This is a genomic window from Bacillus sp. FSL K6-0042, assembly GCF_038006685.1.
Taxonomy (GTDB): Bacteria; Bacillota; Bacilli; order Bacillales; family Bacillaceae_G; genus Bacillus_A; species Bacillus_A pseudomycoides.
Genome location: NZ_JBBOVS010000001.1, coordinates 3,216,203 through 3,238,742 on the forward strand (window position 1 = coordinate 3,216,203; position 22,540 = coordinate 3,238,742).

The following is a 22,540-nucleotide window of genomic DNA, read 5'->3' on the forward strand; positions in this document are numbered from 1 at the left end:
TGATAGAGATCTCATCCTTTGGAGAGATCTCTTTTCTTATATTTTTCTTCCTAAATGAAGAAGGAGTTTTGGAATAAATTTTGAAGTTTAATAAGGATGCAAAAGAAAAATTTTTATTTCATGTTACAATAAACATAATTATTTTCAGAATAAGACAGAAAGGTTGAAAGTAGGTGACATCATGGGAAAAATCATTGCTATTGCTAATCAAAAAGGCGGTGTAGGGAAAACAACAACGTCTGTTAACCTAGGAGCTGGATTGGCACAGGTAGGAAAAAAAGTATTGCTTATTGACATTGATGCTCAAGGGAACGCAACGACAGGTGTAGGAATTGAAAAGTCGGAATTAGATCAATGTATTTATAATGTTCTTGTGGAAGATGCTGATGTTCAAGGGGTTATACAAAAAACCGCAACTGAAAATTTAGATGTTCTACCTGCTACAATTCAATTGGCAGGTGCTGAAATTGAACTGGTACCGACCATTTCCCGGGAAGTTCGTTTACAAAGGGCTTTGCAGCCAATCCGTAATGAATATGATTATATTATTATTGATTGTCCCCCATCTTTAGGCTTATTAACAATTAATGCACTAACGGCAGCAGATTCTGTTATTATTCCAGTTCAGTGTGAATACTACGCATTGGAAGGGTTGAGTCAATTACTGAATACAGTTCGACTTGTACAAAAGCATTTAAATAAAAATTTAGCAATTCAAGGTGTACTATTAACGATGCTAGATGCACGTACAAATTTAGGGATTCAGGTTATAGATGAAGTGAAGAAATATTTTCGAGATAAAGTATATCGTTCTATTATTCCGCGCAATGTTCGTTTGAGTGAAGCACCAAGTCATGGAAAACCAATTATGCAGTACGATGCTAAATCAAAGGGTGCAGAAGTGTATATAGATTTAGCAGAGGAAGTGATTGCTGGTGGCTAAAGGATTAGGAAGAGGGATTAATGCTTTTTTTCCAGATTTAGATGTGAGAGAGGAAGAAAAAATTCAGGAAATTGCACTAACTGAATTAAGGCCAAACCCCTACCAACCGCGTAAAAACTTTCAAAAAGAAGCTATTCAAGAACTGGCAGCATCTATTAAAGAACATGGTATTTTACAACCTTTAATCGTAAGGAAAAGTATTAAAGGATATGAAATCGTTGCTGGTGAACGTAGATACCGTGCTGCAAAAGAAGCATGCCTTGAAAAGGTGCCAGCTGTCGTTCGAGAATTAAATGAACAGCAAATGATGGAGTTTGCCTTGTTAGAAAATCTACAACGTGAAGATTTAAATCCAATGGAAGAAGCTTTGGCATATCAAATGCTAATGGATGAGCTGAATGTAACTCAAGAGCAATTAGCAAGGCGCCTTGGAAAAAGTAGGCCATATATTGCTAATTATGTTCGGTTGCTTACACTTCCTTCATTTGTTCAAGAAATGATTGCGAATGGAAGTCTATCCATGGCACATGGACGGACATTACTTACAATAAAAGATGAAGAACAGCTAAAGTCTTTATTAAAGCGTATTGAAAAAGAAGGATTGAATGTTAGACAGCTAGAGCAAATTGTTCAACAGATTCATCAACGCGTTTCACGTGAAACAAAGACAGTGAAGCGAGAGCGGAATATATTTTTCGAAGAGCGCGAAACATTGTTAAGAGAAAAGTTTGGAACAGGTATAAAAATTAAAGAAACAAAGAAAGAAAAAGGGAAAATTGAAATAGAATTTTTCGATAAGGAAGATTTAAATCGCATTTTAGAATTATTATCCGGGGAAAACTGAAAAGCAAACCATCTTTTTATTTATAGATGGTTTGCTTTTTTTAATACGGATAATTTTTGATCTGTTTCCTTTATACTTTGGGCAATAACGTCTGCCATTTTCATAACGAGGCTTAATCTTGTATTTTGCAAGACAAAAAATTCCATGAAACCATTTAAATTCACGATACCATGTATGTGTAGCTCACCAATCGCAGGTAACTTTTTGTTCATTGCTGCACCAGGTTTACTAGGTCCTTCACCAACAGTTATGGAACCGATACTTTGCGATTTTCCAAGACAAGCATCAATGGCAATAATAAAAGAATCGGGAATTGAAGTCTGTACATTCTGAATTTTATCTTCGAGATTTAACGCATGGATTGGTTCATCAAGTGTGCCGAATACGTGGAAATTTTGAATGTTCATTTGTTCTAGTTTAGATCCGACTAGTGGGCCAAGGGCGTCACCGGTTGAACGATCTGTTCCTATGCAAATTAGGCTGAGGGGGGTATTTTGACTAATAGGTATATGTGAGAGAAGAAAATCACTAATTGTTGTACAAGCCTCTAAATCGTGATGCATAATATTTTGTGATTCTTTTTCAAAAAAAGGCAAGCGGAAATTCCTTATATTCATGAATCATCCATCCTTCTGATAAATTTTATGATTCACTGTAAAGTTTTATTGAAAAAAATGTAATATGGAAAATTATAAGTTCTTTATTTTTGCAAGCCGTTTATAAAACAGGAAATAATAGTACTAGTATATATATATTCATTACATTTTATACCTGAATCAAAGTGAACAAATGCAAATACAGCAATAAAAATTTTTTCAGAAATGGAGAAAACTTCTGATACAATAAAGAATGAATGAAAAAGAAATTTTTATCGGAGAGGTAGAAGTATATGGATTTATTAACACAAGGATTCGAAGCTACCAAGAGATATTTATTAGATTCAGATCGTTGGGCTTATGTCGGAATGGCAACATTAAAAATATTGATAATTTTAGTACTTGGTGCAGTAGTAGTACGTATTGCTAGAGCAATTGTAAGAAATGCATTCCGTATGGGAAGTCGTTCACCAATTCAAATCTCAGAGCGTCGTACAGTTACAGTAGCGAAATTGCTTGAAAACATTGTGGCATACGTTGTTATGTTCATAATGTTAATAGCGATTTTAGGCGTATTTAACATTAATGCATCAGGTTTACTAGCTGGGGCTGGGGTAATCGGTTTAGCGGTCGGTTTTGGTGCTCAAAGCTTAGTAAAAGATGTTATTACAGGATTGTTTATTTTATTAGAAGATCAGTTTTCAGTAGGTGACCATGTTCGTATCGGCCAATTTGAAGGTGTAGTTTTAGAAATTGGATTACGCACAACAAAGATAAAAAGCTGGACAGGGGAAATTCATATTTTGCCAAATGGTGGTATTACACAAGTAACGAACTTTTCCATTAGTAATAGTGTAGCTTTTGTTGATATATCAATTTCCTATGAAGGTGATATAGCACGAGCAGAACAGGTAATTGAAGATTTATTAGAGGAATTACCTGAAAGATATGAAGAAATGGTAGCAAAACCAGAATTATTAGGAATTCAAACACTTGCTGCATCTGAAGTTGTGCTACGTGTTGTCTCTGAAGTAGAACCAATGAAACATATGGCTATTGCTAGAGCCCTTCGTAAAGAGATTAAAAATCGTCTTGATTTACATGGTATTGAAATTCCATATCCACGTATGGTCTTATATAATCGTGAAGAAATGGTTAGTGAAAAAGCAAATTAGTTGTGAGAGGGGTTTAGAGAGTGGAGCAAAAGCAATATAACTTGTACGATGTTGTGGAAATGAAGAAGGCCCATCCATGTGGTGCAAATCGTTGGAAAATTATTCGTATGGGAATGGATATCCGCATTAAGTGCGAGGGATGTGGCCATTCGGTAATGATTCCTCGAAGAGAGTTTGATCGCAAGGTGAAAAAAATTCTTGTAAAGCATGAAGAATAGAGAAGAAGTAACAGCTGCTCCAGGTAGCTGTTACTTTTTTGAACTTTTAGGGAACTTGTCATTTTATTCGTTACTATCTATAATGATGGAAGATTGAGACATAGGAGTGAAAAATATGGGATTAACGGCTGGGATTGTTGGTTTACCTAACGTAGGGAAATCAACATTATTTAATGCAATTACACAAGCGGGAGCAGAATCTGCAAACTATCCATTCTGTACAATTGATCCGAACGTAGGGATTGTAGAAGTACCAGATGAACGCTTAAATAAATTAACGGAACTAGTGGAACCGAAAAAAACTGTTCCGACTGTATTTGAATTTACTGATATCGCAGGTATCGTAAAAGGTGCAAGTAAAGGTGAAGGATTAGGAAACAAATTCTTATCTCATATTCGCCAAGTAGACGCAATTTGCCAAGTTGTTCGTTGTTTTGAAGATGAAAATATTACACACGTTTCAGGAAAAGTAGATCCAATTGATGATATTGAAACAATCAATTTAGAGCTGATTTTAGCAGATTTAGAATCTGTTGATAAACGTATTGAACGTGTAGCGAAATTAGCAAGACAAAAGGATAAAGAAGCAGTATATGAGCACGAAATTTTAGTTCGCTTAAAGGAAGCATTTGAAGCGGGAAAACCAGCTCGTACTGTTGAGTTTACAGAAGAACAAATGAAAATTGTTAAAGGTCTTCATTTGCTTACGACGAAAGAGATGCTTTATGTAGCAAACGTAAGTGAAGATGATATCATGGATCCATCTGAAAATGAATATGTGCAGATGGTAAAAGAATTTGCGGCAAATGAAAATTCACAAGTAATTGTTGTTTGTGCAAAAATTGAATCAGAAATTGCTGAGTTAGATGAGGAAGAGAAAAAAGTATTCCTTGAAGAGTTAGGCATCGAAGAATCAGGTTTAGATCAGCTGATTCGTGCTGCATACGATTTATTAGGCTTAGCTACTTATTTCACAGCTGGTGTACAAGAAGTACGTGCATGGACGTTTAAGAAAGGTATGAAGGCACCACAATGTGCTGGTGTTATCCATACAGACTTTGAACGTGGATTTATTCGTGCTGAAACAGTTTCATATGATGATCTAATGGAGAACGGTTCTATGACAGCAGCTAAAGAAGCTGGAAAAGTACGTTTAGAAGGAAAAGAGTATATCGTAAAAGATGGAGATGTTATGCACTTCCGCTTTAACGTGTAATTTTATATTTCCTAGGAAAAATAGGGATATAAACTTGGCAAATGTATCATATGTTTGCCAAGTTTTTTATTTATTGGTTAGTTGATTCATCTAACTTACTATGATATAATCTAAACTCGTGAGTAATTACTATATAATTAATTGCTCCTTGCCCATTATGGGCCGTTTAGACCAAAAGGAGGTGAAAGTGTAATGAAAAAGTACGAAATCATGTACATCATCCGTCCAAACATGGAGGAAGAAGCTCAAAAAGCTTTAGTTGAGCGCTTCGCAGGCGTTTTAACTAATAATGGTGCAGAAATCATTAACACGAAAGAGTGGGGTAAGCGTCGTTTAGCTTACGAAATCAACGACTTACGTGACGGTTTCTACATGATCTTAAACGTAAATTCTGATGCAGAAGCTGTTAAGGAATTCGATCGTTTAGCTAAGATCAACGAAGATATCCTTCGTCACATCGTTGTTAAAGAAGAAGAAAAATAATTAAGATATATAGGGAGAGTGGTTCGATTGATGAATCGTGTTATCCTCGTTGGTCGTTTAACTAAGGACCCTGACTTACGTTACACGCCCAATGGTGTTGCGGTAGCTACTTTCACGTTAGCTGTAAATCGCGCATTTGCAAATCAACAAGGTGAGCGTGAAGCTGACTTTATTAATTGTGTAATATGGCGTAAACAAGCAGAAAACGTGGCGAATTATTTGAAAAAAGGTAGCTTAGCAGGCGTAGATGGACGTCTTCAAACTCGTAATTATGAGGGACAAGATGGTAAACGTGTATATGTAACAGAGGTTCTTGCGGAGAGCGTACAATTTTTAGAGCCGCGTAATGGCGGTGGGGAGCAACGTGGTTCATTCAATCAGCAACCATCAGGAGCTGGTTACGGTAACCAAGGCTCTAACCCATTTGGTCAATCTGGTAACTCAGGTAACTCAGGTAACTCAGGTAACTCTGGATTTACGAAGAATGACGATCCATTTTCAAATGTAGGTCAACCGATTGATATTTCGGACGACGATTTACCATTCTAATGGTATAAATCGGTTATTTTTAACAAAGAATGGAGGGAAATAGACATGGCAGGACGCAAAGGTGGACGTGCGAAACGTCGTAAGGTGTGTTTCTTCACATCTAACGGCATCACTCGCATTGACTATAAAGATGTTGATTTATTGAAACGTTTCGTTTCTGAGCGTGGTAAAATTTTACCTCGTCGTGTAACAGGAACAAGCGCAAAATACCAACGCAAACTTACAGTTGCAATTAAACGTGCTCGTCAAATGGCACTTTTACCATATGTTGGTGAATAATAGCGTATGAAATGCACAGTAGAGTCCGACTCTACTGTGCATTTTGCTATGCTTTTCTTTTTAGAAATAGGAGGTAAAAGATGAAACGTACAAGGCTTATTACAGAAGGGGCAGTTTTGTTAGCTGTATATGCAGTTTTACTTTTAACATTCTTGTATGTACCTGTTATAAGTATGATTGCAATATTTGCACTTCCATTGCCTTTTCTATTGTTTATGGTAAGGTATCCGTTTTCTAGTACATGTATGCTGTTTGGAGCATCGATTCTTGTTACTATCATTATTAGTTCGCCACTTAGTCTTGTGAATACATTCATGTCAGGCATAATAGGCATCTCTTTAGGATATATGTATAAGAAGAAAAAAGGACCAGCAGAAATATTATTGGTAGGAACGCTTGTATATTTGCTTAATTTTGTACTAGTTTATGTAGCGAGTATACAATTTTTCAACATAGATTTTCTTAAGGAAATGCAAGATATGTTCAAACAAGGAATGGAACAAAGTGAAAAAATAATGAAGGCAGCAGGTGCGCCAATTAGCCAAGAGCAAAAAGATTTATTAGGGCAATTTAGTGATATGCTTCGAATTCTTCTGCCAAGTTTGCTTGTAATGGTTTCTTTAATATATTCTTGGATTACAGTATTAATAGCGGGGAATGTTTTAAAGAGATTAAAGTATACGATAGAGCCATGGCCTAAGTTTAGGGATATGCGATTGCCAAAAAGCATTGTCTGGTATTATGTAGTATGTATTTTACTTTCAACATTTATGAAGGTGGAATCAGATTCATATGTATATATGGCATTTTCTAATCTATATGCCATCTTTTCATTGCTGCTCCTATTCCAAGGTTTTTCATTTATAGCCTTCTTTGCGCATGTAAAAGGTTATGCAAAAGCGATCCCTATTCTCAGTTTTATCATATGTATGATTATTCCAATGTTGTTTCCACTAGTAACAATCTTAGGTATAATTGATTTAGGCTTTTCGTTACGTTCTAAAATACAACCAAAATAAGTGACAACGAGAGATGAGATCAGATCAATGAAACTTCCATCACCAATCGTACTTTTAGGTTTTTGGCATATAAGTCACTGCTATGAAAACTGTACTCATTATCTCGCTTTGTTTTCACTTGGCATGGGGCGGGGAGAGGATCTGACCGCTACTATGCATGGGCGGAGGCGCTCTTCCACCTAAAAAGAAGGATTTTATGCCGGTTTTTCAATTTGTATTTATATAAAAGTTTATTATGTGACGGAAGCTTTTAATGGGAGCTTAACTTGGAGGCTTTTAATCTGTTCAACTAACCGCTAATGGAAATTGAATGATTTCCTATTTGTGTTAGTTTTACTTTATAGGAGTTGGGTACATGCCTGAATTTTATAAGAGACAGCGGTTTTTATATCCTGTTTATGTATTAGCTTTTTTTATGCTTGTGCTTATTACCATTCTCGGTTATTTGCATTGGATAATGGGAATGGCCGCTTTTTTTATTTTTTGTATTGTTCTCTTTTTTGTAATTCGATTTGAGCTAGCCTTTCAGAGGAATTTTGAAAAGTATACAACGGATATGATTACAAGAGTAAAGAAAGTGAGTAATGAAGCGTTTAATCAAATGCCAATTGGTATTTTGTTATACAATAAGGATTATGGAATTGATTGGGCAAATCCTTATTTGTCTTCTTGCTTGGGGCAACACTCTTTAGCGGGATGGCATTTGTATGATGTATCAGAAACATTACTCCTCTTTATTAAAGGAGAAACTGCGGATGATATTGTATCTTTAAATAATCGTAAGTTTCGTGTGTTTGTAAGGAAAGAAGAAAAGTTAATTTATTTCTTCGATGTAACAGAGCAAACAGAAATTGAAAAAATGTATGAGGATCAGCGTACAGTTCTCGCGATTATTTATTTGGACAACTATGATGAAGTTACACAAGGTTTGGATGACCAATTGCGTACGAACATCACGAGTCTTGTGACATCACGTCTAAATGAGTGGGCTATCAAATACGGTGCATATTTAAAACGAGCTTCTTCAGAGAGATTCTTTGTTGTGTTAAATGAAAGTATTCTGGCACAAATGGAGAAAGGAAAGTTTGATATTTTAGATCAAGTGCGTGAAGAAACATCAAAACGAAATATTCCACTTACATTAAGTATTGGCGTAGGATCAGGCGACTTATCTTTATCAGAGCTTGGTGCGATGGCACAATCGGGTTTAGATCTTGCTTTAGGGCGAGGTGGAGATCAAGTTGCGATTAAACAAGCGACAGGTAAAGTGAAATTTTATGGTGGCAAGACAAATCCAGTGGAAAAACGCACGCGTGTACGTGCACGGGTTATCTCTCATGCATTAAAAGATTTAGTATTAGAGAGCAGTAATGTTATTATAATGGGTCATAGAGCTCCTGATATGGATGCGATTGGGGCGGCCATTGGAATTTTAAAAGTAGCACAGTTGAATGAGCGTGAAGGGTACATTGTACTAGACGAGAATGATTCTGATAAGGGTATTAAACGTTTAATGGATAAGGTAAAGCAAAATGAGGATTTATGGTCTCGTTTTATTACACCACAGCAGGCTATGGAATTTGTAACAGACGATTCATTGCTTGTCGTTGTTGATACGCACAAACCATCAATGGTGATGGAAGAAAAGCTTTTGCATAAGATTGAAAATGTAGTTGTGATTGATCATCATCGCCGCGGTGAGGAATTTATTGAGGATCCTCTTCTTGTGTACATGGAGCCATATGCGTCTTCGACAGCTGAACTTGTCACGGAACTTCTTGAATATCAGCCGAAACGTTTGAAAATGACAATGTTAGAAGCTACAGCATTACTTGCAGGGATTATAGTCGATACGAAAAGCTTTACATTCCGGACAGGCGCCCGTACATTTGATGCGGCTTCTTATCTGCGTTCGCATGGAGCGGATACGGTTCTTGTACAAGAATTGTTAAAAGAAGATATGAGGCAATATTTACGAGTTGCAAAAACGATTCAAAATGCGTACATTTATAAAAATGGAATTGCAATTGCCAAAGTAGACGGCGATGAATATTATGATCAAGTATTAATCGCACAATCAGCTGATACGTTGCTGACAATGACAGGAGTAATCGCATCTTTTGTCATTGCAAAACGTGGGGAAAGCTTCATCGGGATTAGTGGGCGTTCTTTAGGTGAAGTGAACGTGCAACTAATTATGGAAAATCTAGGTGGCGGCGGACATTTAACGAATGCAGCTACACAAATGAAAAATGTAACAGTAGATGAAGCTCAAGATAAACTTCAATTTGTTATTGATGACTATTTACAGGGAGGCACACAATCATGAAGGTAATTTTTCTAAAAGACGTAAAAGGTAAAGGGAAAAAAGGAGAAATAAAGAACGTACCAGATGGTTATGCAAATAACTTCTTACTAAAACAAGGATTAGCTGCGGAAGCAACAAATAGCAGCATGAAAACGTTAGAAGCACAAAAACGTAAAGAAGAAAAAGATGCAGCGGCTGAACTTGAGAATGCGAAAGAGTTAAAAGAAACTCTAGAGAAATTAACTGTAGAATTAAAAGCGAAGTCTGGTGAAGGTGGTCGTTTATTTGGTTCTATTACAAGTAAACAAATTGTAGATGCGATGCAAAAAGCACATAATATTAAGCTTGATAAACGTAAGTTTGAAATGGACGATGCAATTCGTACATTAGGATATACAAATGTAATTGTAAAATTACATCCACAAGTAACAGCGACAGTAAAAGTTCATGTTAGTGAACAATAAAAATAAGTTAGGCAAGGAGGATTGCGCATGAGTGATGTATTTGCTGATCGTACCCCTCCGCATAATATAGAGGCTGAGCAAGCGGTTTTAGGGGCGATATTTCTTGATCAGGATGCGTTAACTGCAGCTTCAGAACTGCTAATGCCTGAATCTTTCTATCGAACAGCACACCAAAAGATTTTTGAAGTTATGCTTAAGCTATCTGATAAAGGAGAACCTATTGATTTAGTTACCGCAACATCAGCGCTTGCTGATCAAGGGTTGTTAGAAGAAGTTGGTGGTGTTTCTTATTTAGCTGAATTAGCGGAAGCTGTTCCGACAGCTGCTAACGTAGAGTATTATGCACGTATTATTGCAGAAAAAGCACTTTTGCGTCGTTTGATTCGAACAGCAACTCACATTGTATCAGATGGTTATGAACGCGAAGATGATGTAGAAGGCTTGCTAAATGAAGCGGAGAAAAAAATATTAGAAGTATCACATCAAACAAATGCAAAAGCATTCCAAAATATTAAGGATGTTCTTGTAGATGCTTATGATAAAATTGAACTTTTGCATAATCAAAAAGGTGAAGTTACAGGGATACCAACTGGGTTTACTGAATTAGATAAGATGACAGCGGGATTTCAGCGTAACGATTTAATCATTGTGGCAGCCCGTCCTTCGGTGGGAAAAACGGCATTTTCACTGAATATCGCGCAGAATGTGGCAACTAAAACAGATGAAAATGTAGCAATTTTTAGTTTGGAGATGGGTGCTGATCAGCTTGTTATGCGTATGCTTTGTGCAGAAGGAAATATTGATGCACAAAGGCTTCGTACTGGCTCGTTAACTTCAGATGATTGGGCAAAGTTGACAATGGCGATGGGAAGTCTTTCGAATGCTGGAATATATATTGATGATACGCCGGGAATTCGAGTTAGTGAAATTCGTGCGAAATGCCGCAGATTAAAGCAAGAACAGGGACTTGGAATGATTTTAATCGATTACTTACAGCTTATTCAAGGTAGTGGGAAATCTGGTGAAAACCGTCAGCAGGAAGTATCTGAAATTTCCCGTACATTAAAAGGAATCGCACGTGAGCTACAAGTGCCTGTTATTGCCTTATCTCAGCTGTCTCGTGGTGTTGAATCCCGTCAAGATAAACGTCCGATGATGTCTGATATTCGTGAATCAGGAAGTATTGAGCAGGATGCCGACATTGTGGCGTTCTTGTATCGTGAAGATTACTATGATCGTGAAACGGAAAATAAAAACACGATTGAAATTATCATTGCAAAGCAACGTAATGGCCCGGTAGGTTCTGTAGAGCTCGCATTTGTGAAGGAATTTAATAAATTCGTAAACTTAGAGCGTCGTTTTGACGATGGACATGCACCACCGGCATAGCGGAAGTATAAAAAAGAAACACATTTCTTATAATAAGATGTGTTTCTTTTTTTATGAACAAAAGATAAGGTTTTCATCATGTGAATAAAGAATTCTTACGAACGAAAAAGATAAAAGATAAAAAAATGTTCGTTTTTAAATTGACTTCTCTTTTCATTTTGGTACAATTATATTGTTTGAAAAGTTCGTTTGAAAATTGCGGAGGTGCTTGAATAATGTCTTCAGTAGTAGTTGTAGGAACACAGTGGGGCGATGAAGGAAAAGGTAAAATTACTGATTTCCTTTCTGAACATGCGGAAGTAGTTGCAAGATATCAAGGTGGGAACAACGCAGGACATACAATTGTTTTCGGCGGTGTTAAGTATAAACTACACTTAATTCCATCTGGTATTTTCTATAAAGAAAAAATTTGTGTTATCGGAAACGGTATGGTAGTAGATCCAAAAGCATTACTTGTAGAATTAAAATACTTACATGATCGTGGTGTAAGCACTGATAATTTACGTATTAGTAACCGTGCGCACGTTATTTTACCTTATCACTTAAAACAAGATGAGTTAGAAGAAGAGCGTAAAGGTGATAACAAAATCGGTACAACGAAAAAAGGTATTGGTCCAGCATACATGGATAAAGCTGCTCGCGTTGGTATTCGTATGGCTGATCTTTTAGATCGTGAAGCATTTAAAGAAAAGCTTGAACGCAATTTAGCAGAAAAAAATCGTCTATTTGAAAAAATGTATGATGCAGAAGGCTTTAACGCAGATGAAATCTTTGAAGAGTACTTTGAATATGGTCAAAGAATCGCGCAACACGTATGCGATACATCTGTTGTATTAAATGATGCGTTAGATGAAGGACGCCGCGTATTATTTGAAGGTGCACAAGGCGTAATGCTTGATATTGATCAAGGTACGTATCCATTCGTTACATCTTCTAACCCAGTTGCTGGTGGTGTAACAATCGGTTCTGGAGTTGGTCCTTCTAAAATCAATCGTGTAGTAGGTGTATGTAAAGCATATACAAGCCGTGTTGGTGACGGTCCATTCCCTACTGAACTTCATGATGAAACTGGTCATCAAATTCGTGAAGTTGGTCGTGAATATGGTACAACAACTGGTCGTCCACGTCGCGTAGGTTGGTTTGATAGTGTTGTTGTAAGACACGCACGCCGCGTTAGTGGTTTAACAGATTTATCTTTAAATTCTATCGACGTATTAACAGGTATTCCAACTGTGAAAATCTGTATCGCATATAAATATAATGGAGAAGTTCTGGATGAAGTTCCAGCAAACTTAAACATTTTAGCAAAATGTGAACCAGTATATGAAGAACTTCCAGGCTGGACAGAAGATATTACAGGTGTAAAAACATTAGCTGAACTTCCTGAAAATGCAAGACATTATGTAGAGCGTGTGTCTCAATTAACAGGTATCCAATTATCTATGTTCTCTGTTGGTCCAGATCGTAATCAAACAAACATCGTTCGTAACGTATACGGTGGTTAATTGATATAAAATTGGTTTATTTAAGAAAAAACTCATGTAAACATGAGTTTTTTCTTATCTTGTATAAAAAAATATAAAAAGGTATTGCAAAAACAAAAGCCATTATGTTATGATAACTCTTGTCGTCACGAAAATATGACGTTGGTGAGTATGAGCCATTAGCTCAGTTGGTAGAGCATCTGACTTTTAATCAGAGGGTCGAAGGTTCGAGTCCTTCATGGCTCACCATTTTATTTTTCGTGGCCCGTTGGTCAAGTGGTTAAGACACCGCCCTTTCACGGCGGTAACACGGGTTCGAATCCCGTACGGGTCATGTCTTTTATATATGTTTTGTGGTCCCGTGGTGTAGTGGTTAACATGCCTGCCTGTCACGCAGGAGATCGCCGGTTCGACCCCGGTCGGGACCGCCACTTTTGTTTATACCACCATTAGTGGTTTTATATATATGTTTTGGCTCGGTAGCTCAGTCGGTAGAGCAGAGGACTGAAAATCCTCGTGTCGGCGGTTCGATTCCGTCCCGAGCCACTCTCAGGATATTAAGTGGGCCCACTTAATATCCTTTTTATATTGTTCAATTTTACAAATGAGAGTAGTTATTTTACAATAGAATGAGGAGCCTCTAGCAGTTGAAGCTAGAGGTTTTTCTATAGATTGTATAGTGTTCCACTTATATGTGGATCATACGTGATTCTATGAGAATAGAGGAGAAAATACTCAAACAAAGGCTGTGAATGTTTGATTATACGCTATACAGATAGCTGTGCACGTTTGAGGATGATTGACCATATTTTTATTAGGAGGAAACAAATAATGATGGGAAAGAAAATCTTAGTCGTTGATGATGAGAAACCGATTGCAGATATTTTGAAATTTAACTTAGAAAAAGAAGGTTTTGAAATTGTGATGGCGCATGATGGTGACGAAGCTATTGAGAAGGCAAATGAGGAACAACCAGATATGGTTTTATTGGATATTATGTTACCAGGGAAAGATGGGTTAGAGGTTTGTCGTGAAATACGAAAAAGCTCTGAAATGCCAATCATTATGCTAACTGCAAAAGATTCTGAAATCGATAAAGTATTGGGATTAGAGCTTGGAGCAGATGATTATGTAACAAAACCATTTAGTACGCGTGAATTATTAGCACGTGTAAAAGCAAACTTGCGTCGTCATCAACAAGGTGGCTCAGCTGAAAAAGAAGAAAATACAGAAATGGTTATTGGGCCAATTGTGATTAATCCAAATGCGTACAGTGTAACGAAAAGAGAAGAAAGCATTGAACTTACACATCGTGAATTTGAATTACTTCATTATTTGGCGAAGCATTTAGGACAAGTTATGACGCGTGAGCATTTATTACAAACGGTTTGGGGCTACGATTATTTTGGAGATGTACGTACAGTAGATGTAACAGTACGCCGTTTACGTGAAAAAATTGAAGATAACCCAAGTCACCCAACTTTAATTGTAACAAGACGTGGGGTAGGGTATTACTTGCGTGATCCAGAGCAGGAATAGTATATGAAGAAAGTTGGTTTTTTTCAATCGATTCATTTAAAGTTTGTGCTCATCTATATGCTATTAATTTTGATAGCAATGCAGGTTATTGGTGTATATTTTGTTCGTGAACTTGAGAAAAGTCTCGTACAAAGTTTTAAGGATTCATTAACACAGCAAACGAATTTACTGTCGTATAATTTGAAGCAAGAGTTTGCAAAAGAGCGGGAAAAATCGGATCCCCCTTTAGAAAGTGCGATTAAAACATCAATCACTGACTTTGCATCAGACCGAAAAAAGGATATTCAAGAAGTACGTGTGATTGATCCAAACAGGCGTCTATTAGCAATATCTAATCCATCTCCATCTAAGCAAGGCATGGTAGGGAAAACAATAACAGACATAACGGTACAAAGGGCTATTGTACAAAAAAAAGCTGAAGGAAAGATTGAGAAAGATGGAAGTACTGGTCATCGCGTTCAAGTTATGGCAACCCCAATTGAAGGAGAGAAGGGGAAAATAATTGGTGTCATTCACATCGTTGCTTCTATGGAAGACGTTTATAAGCAGATGAAGGATATCAATCAAATTTTTGCAACAGGGACAGTGATTGCTTTATTAGTAACAGCAGTTCTAGGAATTTTATTAGCTCAAACAATTACAAGACCAATTTCAGATATGCGAAGACAAGCAATTGAAATGGCAAAGGGAAATTACTCTCGTAAAGTAAAAGTACACAGTCATGATGAAATAGGTCAATTAGCACTAGCGTTTAATAATTTATCAAAAAAATTACAACAAGCGCGTTCTTCGACTGAAAGTGAAAGACGTAAGCTTTCGTCTGTTTTATCTCATATGACAGATGGTGTAATTGCTACTGATCGAAAAGGAGACATTATTTTATTAAATGATCCGGCAGAAAAGATGTTAAACGTTTCACGTGAAACGGCATTAGATCAGTCTGTTTTAGAAGTGCTAGGCATTCAAGAGGGATTTACACTCGATCATCTATATGAAGAACCAGATTCTGTTTTATTAGATTTCAGTACGCGAAATGAACCGTATATCTTGAGAGCTAGTTTTTCTGTTATTCAAAAGGAAACAGGTAAAGCAAATGGTTTAATCGCTGTGTTGTATGATGTAACAGAACAAGAGCGAATTGACCGTGAGCGCCGTGAGTTTGTAGCAAATGTATCACATGAACTACGGACGCCGTTAACAACGATGCGTAGTTATTTAGAGGCACTTAGTGATGGTGCATGGCAAGATCCGAATATCGCACCGCAATTTTTAACAGTTACACAAGAAGAAACGGAAAGAATGATTCGACTTGTGAATGCATTGTTACAATTATCTAAATTAGATAGTACAGAACATCGTTTAATGAAAGAATGGGTAGACTTTACCGATTTCTTTAATAATGTTATTGATCGCTTTGAAATGTCGAAAGAACAAAATGTAATATTTAAACGTTCATTCTCTAAGAAATCTCGATTCATTGATATGGACGCGGATAAAATTACACAAGTTTTATATAACATTATTTCAAATGCTTTAAAATATTCTCCTGAAGGCGGAACGGTAACATATCGTCTGCGTGATCGAGAGGATATGTTAGAAATTAGTGTGAGTGACCAAGGAATGGGTATTCCAAAAGAAAATGTAGAGAAAATTTTCGAGCGTTTTTATCGTGTAGATAAGGCGCGATCAAGACAGATGGGTGGAACAGGATTAGGTTTAGCGATTGCTAAAGAAATGATTGTGGCGCATGGTGGATCTATTTGGGCGAAAAGTGAAGAAGGGAAAGGGACAACCATTTATTTTACCCTTCCAATGGCGAAGGAAGAAGAGGACGATTGGGAATGAATATGGAAAACTTTAAAACCATCATTCTTATTAACCTAGTTGTCATTAGTCTGTTTCTTACTTTTAATTTATGGACATACGTACCAGATTCTAATGCAATGCAAAGTACAAAGGTTGTTCCAGGAAATGCAGGAGCACTAAAGAAAGACGTTTCAAATGTCATTGTCCCATCCTCTATGATTGTTCATAAGGATCAAAAACACTTTGTAAGTGAAAAAAAAGATAATATCGACTTGTTATACGCAATTATCGCGAGAGGGGAATTGCATGATTTTAAGGATATCACGAACTCTATTTCTAAAGGTGATTTTCTCTCTTATGTGCATGGGGAAGACAAGATTGAAATTGTCTTTCCAACAGAAATTCCATTTGATGCGATTAGGGGCGTATTAACAATTAAAGATAAGAAATTAGATATGTTTAACTTTGATCGTATTATTGTCGACCCTTCTAGAAGTCGTGATCAAAACATTGATGTGAATTTTGTTTCTTATAGTCATCGGAAAGTGTATAAAATGACATTAACAGGTGTGAATGTAAGGGATATTATAGATGCACAAAATCAATTTTTAGCGGTAGCAAGACCGTACTTTGCGTATGAAATAGCCGATACGAAAAAGATATTCTTACCAGATGGTCCAACAGAAATGCAAAATTTAATGTATTTTGCGCAAGTCATAGAAGTGGAATCATTTAAAAATGCACTATTTAGTGATCCACGCTATGTGCAACCTTTTTCTAACGAAATAGAGGATACATATACAGATGGCATTCGTCTTATGCGAATAAACAAACAGAATCGAATGCTAGAGTATACAAATTCATCTGTATCTGGTGGTGCACCTATGTTGGGTACCCTTCTTATGCAGCGAAGTTTGGAATTTGTTAATAGTCATAATGGATTAACTAATGCTTATCGATTTGATTATATAAATGCTAAGAGAGAAACCAAATTCCGTTTGTATGAAGGAGATTTACCAGTATTTAACCGAGAAGGAATGACCGAGTTAAAGCAAGTATGGGGATCAGAAGAATTAATTAGTTATAGACGCCCATTATTTAAATGGTCGTTAATTGATAAAGATGGAGAAACAACGCTTCCAACTGGTTGGACGGTTATCCAATCCCTAGAAAAAAATTCGAAGATAGATAAAAATTTGATTCAAAACATTGGAATAGGTTATAAATTAGTACCGGAAGTTGAGCAAAACGGACAAATTACAAATATAAAGTTAAAGCCAATTTGGTACGTAATTTATGGTGAAGATCATCACGCATATGAGTGGAGTGAAGAGAAGGAGGGGGAGCTAATTGGACTGGAATCGGATTAAGACAATATTTATTGTTACCTTTTTTCTTTTAGACCTCTTCCTCGTGTTTCAATTCATTCAAAAACAAGGTAGTAACGAATTAGAGCTGATGGCAGAAACAAAAGTTGATCAGCAATTGAAGGATGATAAAATTACTATTGGGGATTTACCGAAAGAACCAAAGAAAGATTCTTTTATCACAGCAAAAATTAAAGAGTTTAAAGAAGAGGATATTCGTTCCTTAAAGAACCAAACAGTTATTTTACAAGATGTAAACACAATTGAAAGTAAATTAAAGGAACCATTGCTAAATGCAAAAACACTTTCTAAAGATAAATATAGTGAGTTTTTGAAAAACTATGTGCTAGATGGTCAGAAATATGAGTTTGGTAAAGCAGAAGCAACGAAAATCTATTTCTTTCAAAAGTATAAAGATAAGCCTATCTTTTATAATGATCATGGGATGATTGTTGTGGATGTAAATGAGAAAGGTGAATTTGTTTCGTATACACAAACAATGTTAACTGATTTAAAAGAGATGGGTGAGAATGAAAAAGCAAAAGAGCAAGAGATTATTACCGCTCAAACAGCTTTAGAAAATTTATACTTTAATAATAATAATAATAAAAATAAAATAAAACAAAATACACATTTTAAAGAAGCGCAGATTGGATATGCAACTCTTGTAGCATCTTCTGCCTCTAATATACAAGTGCTTGCTCCGACATGGAATTTAAAAACAAATCGAAAAGTAGATTATTTTGTGAATGCTATTGAAGGACAAGTTATTGAGTTAGAGAAAGAAAAGGAAAATGAAAAAGAAAAAATAATGGAGTGAGCAGAAATGAGTTTGCATTTTAGTGTACTTGCAAGCGGCAGTACAGGAAATGCGCTATATGTGGGGACCGAGAAACAAAAATTGCTCATTGATGCAGGCCTGAGTGGAAAAGCGACAGAAGCCTTATTTCAGCAAGCTGAATTGGATATCCAAGATATATCAGGTATTCTTGTCACACATGAGCATAGTGATCATATTAAAGGTCTCGGCGTTTTAGCACGTAAATATCAGTTACCTGTGTATGCAAATGAAAAAACGTGGAGTGCTATGGAACATTTAATTGGTAACATTCCAACTGATCAAAAATTTGTTTTCTCAATTGGTGATGTGAAAACATTTGGAGATATTGAAGTGGAATCATTTGGCGTTTCTCATGACGCGGCAGAGCCAATGTTTTATGCATTTCATCATAATGGTAGGAAATTGGCCCTTATTACAGATACAGGTTATGTAAGTGATCGTATGAAAGGGATCATTAAAGGAGCAAACGCATTTGTGTTTGAAAGTAATCACGATGTTGAAATGCTTCGTATGGGACGTTATCCATGGAGTATAAAACGACGCATTTTAAGCGATGTGGGTCATGTTTCTAATGAAGATGCAGCACTTGCAATGGCTGATGTTATTACAGATGAGACGAAACACATTTATTTAGCGCATTTGAGCTTAGATAATAATATGAAAGAACTAGCACATATGTCTGTTGCACAGGTGCTAGAGGAAAAAGGTTTTGCAGTTGGAGAAGCGTTTGAGGTACATGATACGGATCCAAAGGCACCAACGAAAATTCAATACGTATAATTCTCGATTTTAGTAAACAATAAAGGGGAATATAGTTGTTTTCGGGAGGATTGGTGAACAAGTATGTCCTTTATTGATGAAGAGAAATTTCGTATGAAACGAACAGGTAAAAAGAAGCACAAAGGTATCGTTATTTCTAGCATAGCAGGAACAATCGTAGGGGCTTCATTGTTTGCATTTGGAGCTCCTTTATTTTCTGAATCTGAAACTGGCCCCCTGCAGCAAGCTGAGGCAAGTGGAGAGAATATGGTAGTAAAGCAATCACAAACAGCGAATCATTCTGGTTTTGTAGATGCTGTTGATCGTGCATCGGAAGCCGTTGTTGGTGTAATAAACATCCAACGTGATAATTTTTCAGAAGCAGATTCAGAAGCTGGAACAGGATCAGGCGTCATTTATAAGAAAATAAATGGTCATGCTTACATTGTAACAAACCATCATGTTGTTTCAGGAGCGAATCGTATTGAGGTGAGCTTAAGTGATGGAAAAAAGGTTCCTGGTAAAATATTAGGTAGCGATGTAGTTACAGATTTAGCTGTTCTAGAAATAGATGCAAAACCAGTTAAGAAAGTAATTGAAATTGGTGATTCTAATACAGTTCGTCGAGGTGAAGCAGTCATTGCAATTGGAAACCCACTTGGATTACAATTCTCAGGAACTGTTACACAAGGAATTATTTCTGCAAATGAGAGAATTGTTCCTGTAGACTTAGATCAAGATGGGCATTATGATTGGCAAGTAGAAGTACTGCAAACAGATGCAGCTATTAACCCAGGGAATAGTGGCGGTGCACTTGTAAATGTAGCAGGACAACTTGTTGGAATTAATTCGATGAAAATTGCGGCGAAAGAAGTAGAAGGAATTGGGCTTGCCATCCCTGTTACGAGAGCAGTTCCTGTTATGAATGAACTTGAAAAGTATGGGAAAGTAAAACGTCCTTATGTTGGAATTGAACTGAGATCTCTAAATGAAATTCCGAATTATTACTGGTCTAAAACGCTGCATTTACCAGGAAATGTAACAGATGGTGTCTGCATTTTAGATGTGAAAAGCCCATCGCCTGGTGCAGATGCAGGACTTAGGGAACATGATGTAATTATAGCTGTTGATGGAAAACCAATACATGATATTATTGGATTCCGAACGGTATTATATAATAAAAAAATTGACGATAAAATGACTTTGACATTTTATCGTGGTACAAAACGAGCAACAACAACGGTGAAATTAAGCAGTCAAAATTATTAAGAAAACAGGAGGACAGCCCTCCTGTTTTCTATTGTGAAAAAGTGAGGTGAAAAATATGAAGTTACCTTGTTGTTTAGAACATGTAGAATTAGCGTTGGATATCATTGTGGATGAGTGTGAAGTAGCACCGGTTATCAACAGTGTGGATAACTCAGAAAAAGAACAAAAAACATGTGAATTTTGTCAAAACAAGGCGACATATGTTGTATCGAACACAGATTCTCACACAATATGTGGATGATGATTGTGGATATGTGGATAAGTTTTGTGGATAACGTGTTTGTAAGGTGGGGAATACGTGTGAATATCTCGATTATTTCAATCGGAAAATTAAAAGAAAAATATTTAAAACAAGGTATTGCAGAATACTTAAAACGATTATCTGCGTATGCAAAAGTAGAAGTTATTGAATTGCCGGATGAAAAAGCACCGGAAAATTTAAGTGAAGCAGAAATGCTAATTGTAAAAGAGAAAGAAGGAATACGAATACTAGATAAAATTTCAGATGATACACATGTTATTGCATTAGCAATCGAAGGAAAACAAAAGTCATCAGAAGAATTTGCAGCGAGTCTTGATCATCTTGCTACATATGGAAAAAGTAAAGTGGCATTTATCATTGGGGGATCACTCGGGCTTAGCTCGGAAGTGATGAAGCGCTCTAACGAATCACTTTCATTCTCGAAAATGACATTACCGCATCAGCTGATGAGATTAGTACTTTTAGAGCAAGTATATCGGGCTTTTCGGATTAATCGTGGTGAACCTTACCATAAGTGAATAAGATATATATGAATTAAAAAATGTGGATTTTGAAATTTTATGTTGTAATAATCGTATAGTATCTAGTATGCGAATAGTAGAAGGCCATCAGAGATAAGGTTCTGGTGGTCTTCTACATATTTTCTAAATAAAAATGGTAACAATTGTTTCCTTGAATAAGTATGTTTTCATTTATGAGAAATTATGCTGTAATAGTGATAGAACGATATTTCATCCTGTTCTAAGTAGTCAAAGAAGTGGGGAATTGAGGTTGAAAAAGTTTAAGAAGTTTTATTTAGAGATTACTAGTGTATGTAATCTTGCATGTAGCTTTTGTCCGCCAACAGAACGACAGAAGCAATTTCTTTCTGTGGAGGATTTTTCTAAGAGATTAGACCAAATTAAACCTCACACGGACTACATTTATTTACATGTAAAAGGTGAGCCGTTGCTCCATCCTAAAATAGATCAATTGTTAGACTTAAGTCATGAAAAAGGGTTTAAGGTTAATATTACAACCAACGGAACGTTAATTAATAAAAAGAGGCATAAATTATTAAATAAACCTGCACTAAGACAGATGAATTTTTCACTTCATAGTTTCGATGGTCATCCAGGATCTGAAGATAAAGAAGGGTATGTAAGAAGCATACTTTCCTTTATTAAAGAAGCAACGAATCAATCGGAATTAATTGTTTCGCTGAGACTATGGAATCTTACGCAAGACAATAAGACAAATCTTGAAATACAGCGAAACAGAAATTTATTAGAAATTATTGAGAAAGAATTTGATTTACCATATAAAATTGAAGAGAAGATTACACCAGGAAGTGGTGTGAAGATTGCGGATCGCATCTTTATTAACCAAGATTACGAATTTCAGTGGCCGGCATTGCATGAAGAAGAAGACGACGGGAAAGGCTTCTGTCATGGTCTTCGAAATCAAGCAGGTATTTTAGCAAACGGGACTGTTATCCCTTGTTGTTTAGATGGTGAGGGAATTATCAACCTTGGAAATATTAATGAGGCTTCATTTTCTGATATTATCGAAAGGGATAGAGCCCAAAATCTTGTAGATGGATTTTCACGAAGAGTGGCAGTAGAGGAACTATGTAGAAAATGTGGATATCGTAAGAGGTTTGGAAAATAGAGAGATAATAAAAAAATGAGCAAGTGCGAAATAAAGTACCTTGCTCATTTTTTATATAATAATCAATACTTATTACATTT

Annotated in this window: 22 protein-coding genes, 4 tRNA genes and 1 pseudogene; 26 read left to right on the forward strand and 1 reads right to left on the reverse strand. The window is 36.3% G+C overall.

Annotated elements, in window-relative coordinates; translation table 11 throughout:
* Positions 1-181: 181 nt before the first annotated feature.
* Both soj and MHH45_RS16525 read left to right on the forward strand, forming a co-directional pair.
* Positions 182-943 (forward strand): sporulation initiation inhibitor protein Soj, encoded by a 762-nt coding sequence (gene soj / locus MHH45_RS16520; RefSeq protein ID WP_016112824.1) that lies wholly within the window; start codon positions 182-184, stop codon positions 941-943.
* On the forward strand, positions 936-1,787 hold the full coding sequence (locus tag MHH45_RS16525; protein ID WP_077294292.1) for a ParB/RepB/Spo0J family partition protein: 852 nt from the start codon (positions 936-938) through the stop codon (positions 1,785-1,787). The genes soj and MHH45_RS16525 overlap by 8 nt, the downstream gene beginning before the upstream one ends.
* 20 nt (positions 1,788-1,807) lie before the next feature.
* On the opposite strand, the gene yyaC is transcribed toward MHH45_RS16525, so the two are convergent.
* Positions 1,808-2,404 carry a spore protease YyaC gene (gene yyaC, locus MHH45_RS16530; RefSeq protein WP_016112822.1) on the reverse strand — a complete coding sequence of 199 codons (597 nt, stop codon included), beginning with the start codon at positions 2,402-2,404 and terminating at the stop codon, positions 1,808-1,810.
* 272 nt (positions 2,405-2,676) lie between these two features.
* Between yyaC and MHH45_RS16535 the strand changes: the two genes are divergently transcribed.
* The 24 genes and pseudogenes from MHH45_RS16535 (at position 2,677) to MHH45_RS16650 (ending at position 22,460) form a co-directional block, all read left to right on the forward strand.
* Positions 2,677-3,558: a mechanosensitive ion channel family protein gene (locus tag MHH45_RS16535; RefSeq protein ID WP_016112821.1), complete on the forward strand. Its 882-nt coding sequence runs from the start codon at positions 2,677-2,679 to the stop codon at positions 3,556-3,558.
* A 20-nt stretch (positions 3,559-3,578) separates the two neighbouring features.
* Positions 3,579-3,776 (forward strand): DUF951 domain-containing protein, encoded by a 198-nt coding sequence (locus MHH45_RS16540; RefSeq protein WP_016112820.1) that lies wholly within the window; start codon positions 3,579-3,581, stop codon positions 3,774-3,776.
* 115 nt (positions 3,777-3,891) lie between these two features.
* On the forward strand, positions 3,892-4,992 hold the full coding sequence (ychF, locus tag MHH45_RS16545) for a redox-regulated ATPase YchF (protein WP_006096782.1): 1,101 nt from the start codon (positions 3,892-3,894) through the stop codon (positions 4,990-4,992).
* Positions 4,993-5,184: 192 nt separating this feature from the next.
* Entirely contained in the window at positions 5,185-5,475 is a 291-nt protein-coding gene (rpsF, locus tag MHH45_RS16550; protein ID WP_003209337.1) for a 30S ribosomal protein S6, read from the forward strand.
* Between the two features lie 27 nt (positions 5,476-5,502).
* Complete coding sequence (gene ssb, locus MHH45_RS16555) at positions 5,503-6,024, forward strand: single-stranded DNA-binding protein (protein ID WP_016132486.1); 522 nt, start codon at positions 5,503-5,505, stop codon at positions 6,022-6,024.
* A 45-nt stretch (positions 6,025-6,069) separates the two neighbouring features.
* Positions 6,070-6,303: a 30S ribosomal protein S18 gene (gene rpsR, locus MHH45_RS16560; RefSeq protein ID WP_000918874.1), complete on the forward strand. Its 234-nt coding sequence runs from the start codon at positions 6,070-6,072 to the stop codon at positions 6,301-6,303.
* A gap of 80 nt (positions 6,304-6,383) precedes the next feature.
* Positions 6,384-7,322, forward strand: coding sequence for a YybS family protein (locus MHH45_RS16565; protein WP_088094027.1), 939 nt, complete (start codon positions 6,384-6,386; stop codon positions 7,320-7,322).
* 355 nt (positions 7,323-7,677) lie between these two features.
* A complete protein-coding gene (locus MHH45_RS16570; protein WP_016112817.1) occupies positions 7,678-9,651 on the forward strand; it encodes a DHH family phosphoesterase in 1,974 nt (657 codons plus the stop codon).
* Positions 9,648-10,094 carry a 50S ribosomal protein L9 gene (gene rplI / locus MHH45_RS16575; RefSeq protein ID WP_016112816.1) on the forward strand — a complete coding sequence of 149 codons (447 nt, stop codon included), beginning with the start codon at positions 9,648-9,650 and terminating at the stop codon, positions 10,092-10,094. Before MHH45_RS16570 ends, rplI begins: the two co-directional genes overlap by 4 nt.
* A 27-nt stretch (positions 10,095-10,121) precedes the next feature.
* Positions 10,122-11,483 carry a replicative DNA helicase gene (dnaB, locus tag MHH45_RS16580; protein WP_016112815.1) on the forward strand — a complete coding sequence of 454 codons (1,362 nt, stop codon included), beginning with the start codon at positions 10,122-10,124 and terminating at the stop codon, positions 11,481-11,483.
* A gap of 215 nt (positions 11,484-11,698) precedes the next feature.
* Complete coding sequence (locus tag MHH45_RS16585) at positions 11,699-12,988, forward strand: adenylosuccinate synthase (RefSeq protein WP_016112814.1); 1,290 nt, start codon at positions 11,699-11,701, stop codon at positions 12,986-12,988.
* Between the two features lie 152 nt (positions 12,989-13,140).
* Positions 13,141-13,216, forward strand: a tRNA-Lys gene (locus MHH45_RS16590).
* Positions 13,217-13,229: 13 nt separating this feature from the next.
* A tRNA-Glu gene (locus MHH45_RS16595) sits at positions 13,230-13,301 on the forward strand.
* Positions 13,302-13,322: 21 nt separating this feature from the next.
* Positions 13,323-13,398, forward strand: a tRNA-Asp gene (locus tag MHH45_RS16600).
* 42 nt (positions 13,399-13,440) lie between these two features.
* Positions 13,441-13,513 (forward strand) — tRNA-Phe (locus MHH45_RS16605).
* Between the two features lie 285 nt (positions 13,514-13,798).
* Positions 13,799-14,506, forward strand: coding sequence for a cell wall metabolism DNA-binding response regulator WalR (walR, locus tag MHH45_RS16610; protein WP_000971870.1), 708 nt, complete (start codon positions 13,799-13,801; stop codon positions 14,504-14,506).
* 3 nt (positions 14,507-14,509) lie between these two features.
* A complete protein-coding gene (gene walK, locus MHH45_RS16615) occupies positions 14,510-16,351 on the forward strand; it encodes a cell wall metabolism sensor histidine kinase WalK (RefSeq protein ID WP_088094026.1) in 1,842 nt (613 codons plus the stop codon).
* Positions 16,348-17,682 (forward strand): YycH family regulatory protein, encoded by a 1,335-nt coding sequence (locus tag MHH45_RS16620; RefSeq protein WP_088094025.1) that lies wholly within the window; start codon positions 16,348-16,350, stop codon positions 17,680-17,682. Before walK ends, MHH45_RS16620 begins: the two co-directional genes overlap by 4 nt.
* Positions 17,663-18,522, forward strand: a pseudogene (locus MHH45_RS16625) (two-component system regulatory protein YycI). The gene MHH45_RS16620 and the pseudogene MHH45_RS16625 overlap by 20 nt, the downstream one beginning before the upstream one ends.
* On the forward strand, positions 18,506-19,300 hold the full coding sequence (locus MHH45_RS16630) for an MBL fold metallo-hydrolase (protein WP_003202558.1): 795 nt from the start codon (positions 18,506-18,508) through the stop codon (positions 19,298-19,300). Before MHH45_RS16625 ends, MHH45_RS16630 begins: the two are co-directional and overlap by 17 nt.
* A gap of 63 nt (positions 19,301-19,363) precedes the next feature.
* The gene (locus MHH45_RS16635; protein ID WP_016112810.1) at positions 19,364-20,548 is read left to right on the forward strand and encodes a S1C family serine protease; all 1,185 of its coding nucleotides are present in this window, start codon (positions 19,364-19,366) and stop codon (positions 20,546-20,548) included.
* 55 nt (positions 20,549-20,603) lie between these two features.
* Positions 20,604-20,789, forward strand: a complete 186-nt coding sequence (locus MHH45_RS16640; RefSeq protein ID WP_026008486.1) for a CxxH/CxxC protein — start codon at positions 20,604-20,606, stop codon at positions 20,787-20,789.
* 59 nt (positions 20,790-20,848) lie between these two features.
* A complete protein-coding gene (rlmH, locus tag MHH45_RS16645; protein WP_077294286.1) occupies positions 20,849-21,328 on the forward strand; it encodes a 23S rRNA (pseudouridine(1915)-N(3))-methyltransferase RlmH in 480 nt (159 codons plus the stop codon).
* 253 nt (positions 21,329-21,581) lie between these two features.
* Positions 21,582-22,460 carry a radical SAM/SPASM domain-containing protein gene (locus MHH45_RS16650; RefSeq protein WP_088094024.1) on the forward strand — a complete coding sequence of 293 codons (879 nt, stop codon included), beginning with the start codon at positions 21,582-21,584 and terminating at the stop codon, positions 22,458-22,460.
* Positions 22,461-22,540: the final 80 nt, after the last annotated feature.

What these genes read in the sequence shown, in the direction of transcription:
- dnaB (WP_016112815.1), top strand. Translation starts at nt 10,122, where the DNA reads ATGAGTGATGTATTTGCTGATCGTACCCCTCCGCATAATATAGAGGCT.
- MHH45_RS16570 (WP_016112817.1), top strand. Translation starts at nt 7,678, where the DNA reads ATGCCTGAATTTTATAAGAGACAGCGGTTTTTATATCCTGTTTATGTA.
- MHH45_RS16635 (WP_016112810.1), top strand. Translation starts at nt 19,364, where the DNA reads ATGTCCTTTATTGATGAAGAGAAATTTCGTATGAAACGAACAGGTAAA.
- rpsR (WP_000918874.1), top strand. Translation starts at nt 6,070, where the DNA reads ATGGCAGGACGCAAAGGTGGACGTGCGAAACGTCGTAAGGTGTGTTTC.
- MHH45_RS16620 (WP_088094025.1), top strand. Translation starts at nt 16,348, where the DNA reads ATGAATATGGAAAACTTTAAAACCATCATTCTTATTAACCTAGTTGTC.
- yyaC (WP_016112822.1), bottom strand. Translation starts at nt 2,404, where the DNA reads ATGAATATAAGGAATTTCCGCTTGCCTTTTTTTGAAAAAGAATCACAA.
- ychF (WP_006096782.1), top strand. Translation starts at nt 3,892, where the DNA reads ATGGGATTAACGGCTGGGATTGTTGGTTTACCTAACGTAGGGAAATCA.
- MHH45_RS16630 (WP_003202558.1), top strand. Translation starts at nt 18,506, where the DNA reads ATGAGTTTGCATTTTAGTGTACTTGCAAGCGGCAGTACAGGAAATGCG.
- MHH45_RS16585 (WP_016112814.1), top strand. Translation starts at nt 11,699, where the DNA reads ATGTCTTCAGTAGTAGTTGTAGGAACACAGTGGGGCGATGAAGGAAAA.
- MHH45_RS16535 (WP_016112821.1), top strand. Translation starts at nt 2,677, where the DNA reads ATGGATTTATTAACACAAGGATTCGAAGCTACCAAGAGATATTTATTA.
- walR (WP_000971870.1), top strand. Translation starts at nt 13,799, where the DNA reads ATGATGGGAAAGAAAATCTTAGTCGTTGATGATGAGAAACCGATTGCA.
- MHH45_RS16565 (WP_088094027.1), top strand. Translation starts at nt 6,384, where the DNA reads ATGAAACGTACAAGGCTTATTACAGAAGGGGCAGTTTTGTTAGCTGTA.
- soj (WP_016112824.1), top strand. Translation starts at nt 182, where the DNA reads ATGGGAAAAATCATTGCTATTGCTAATCAAAAAGGCGGTGTAGGGAAA.
- rpsF (WP_003209337.1), top strand. Translation starts at nt 5,185, where the DNA reads ATGAAAAAGTACGAAATCATGTACATCATCCGTCCAAACATGGAGGAA.
- walK (WP_088094026.1), top strand. Translation starts at nt 14,510, where the DNA reads ATGAAGAAAGTTGGTTTTTTTCAATCGATTCATTTAAAGTTTGTGCTC.
- rplI (WP_016112816.1), top strand. Translation starts at nt 9,648, where the DNA reads ATGAAGGTAATTTTTCTAAAAGACGTAAAAGGTAAAGGGAAAAAAGGA.
- MHH45_RS16640 (WP_026008486.1), top strand. Translation starts at nt 20,604, where the DNA reads ATGAAGTTACCTTGTTGTTTAGAACATGTAGAATTAGCGTTGGATATC.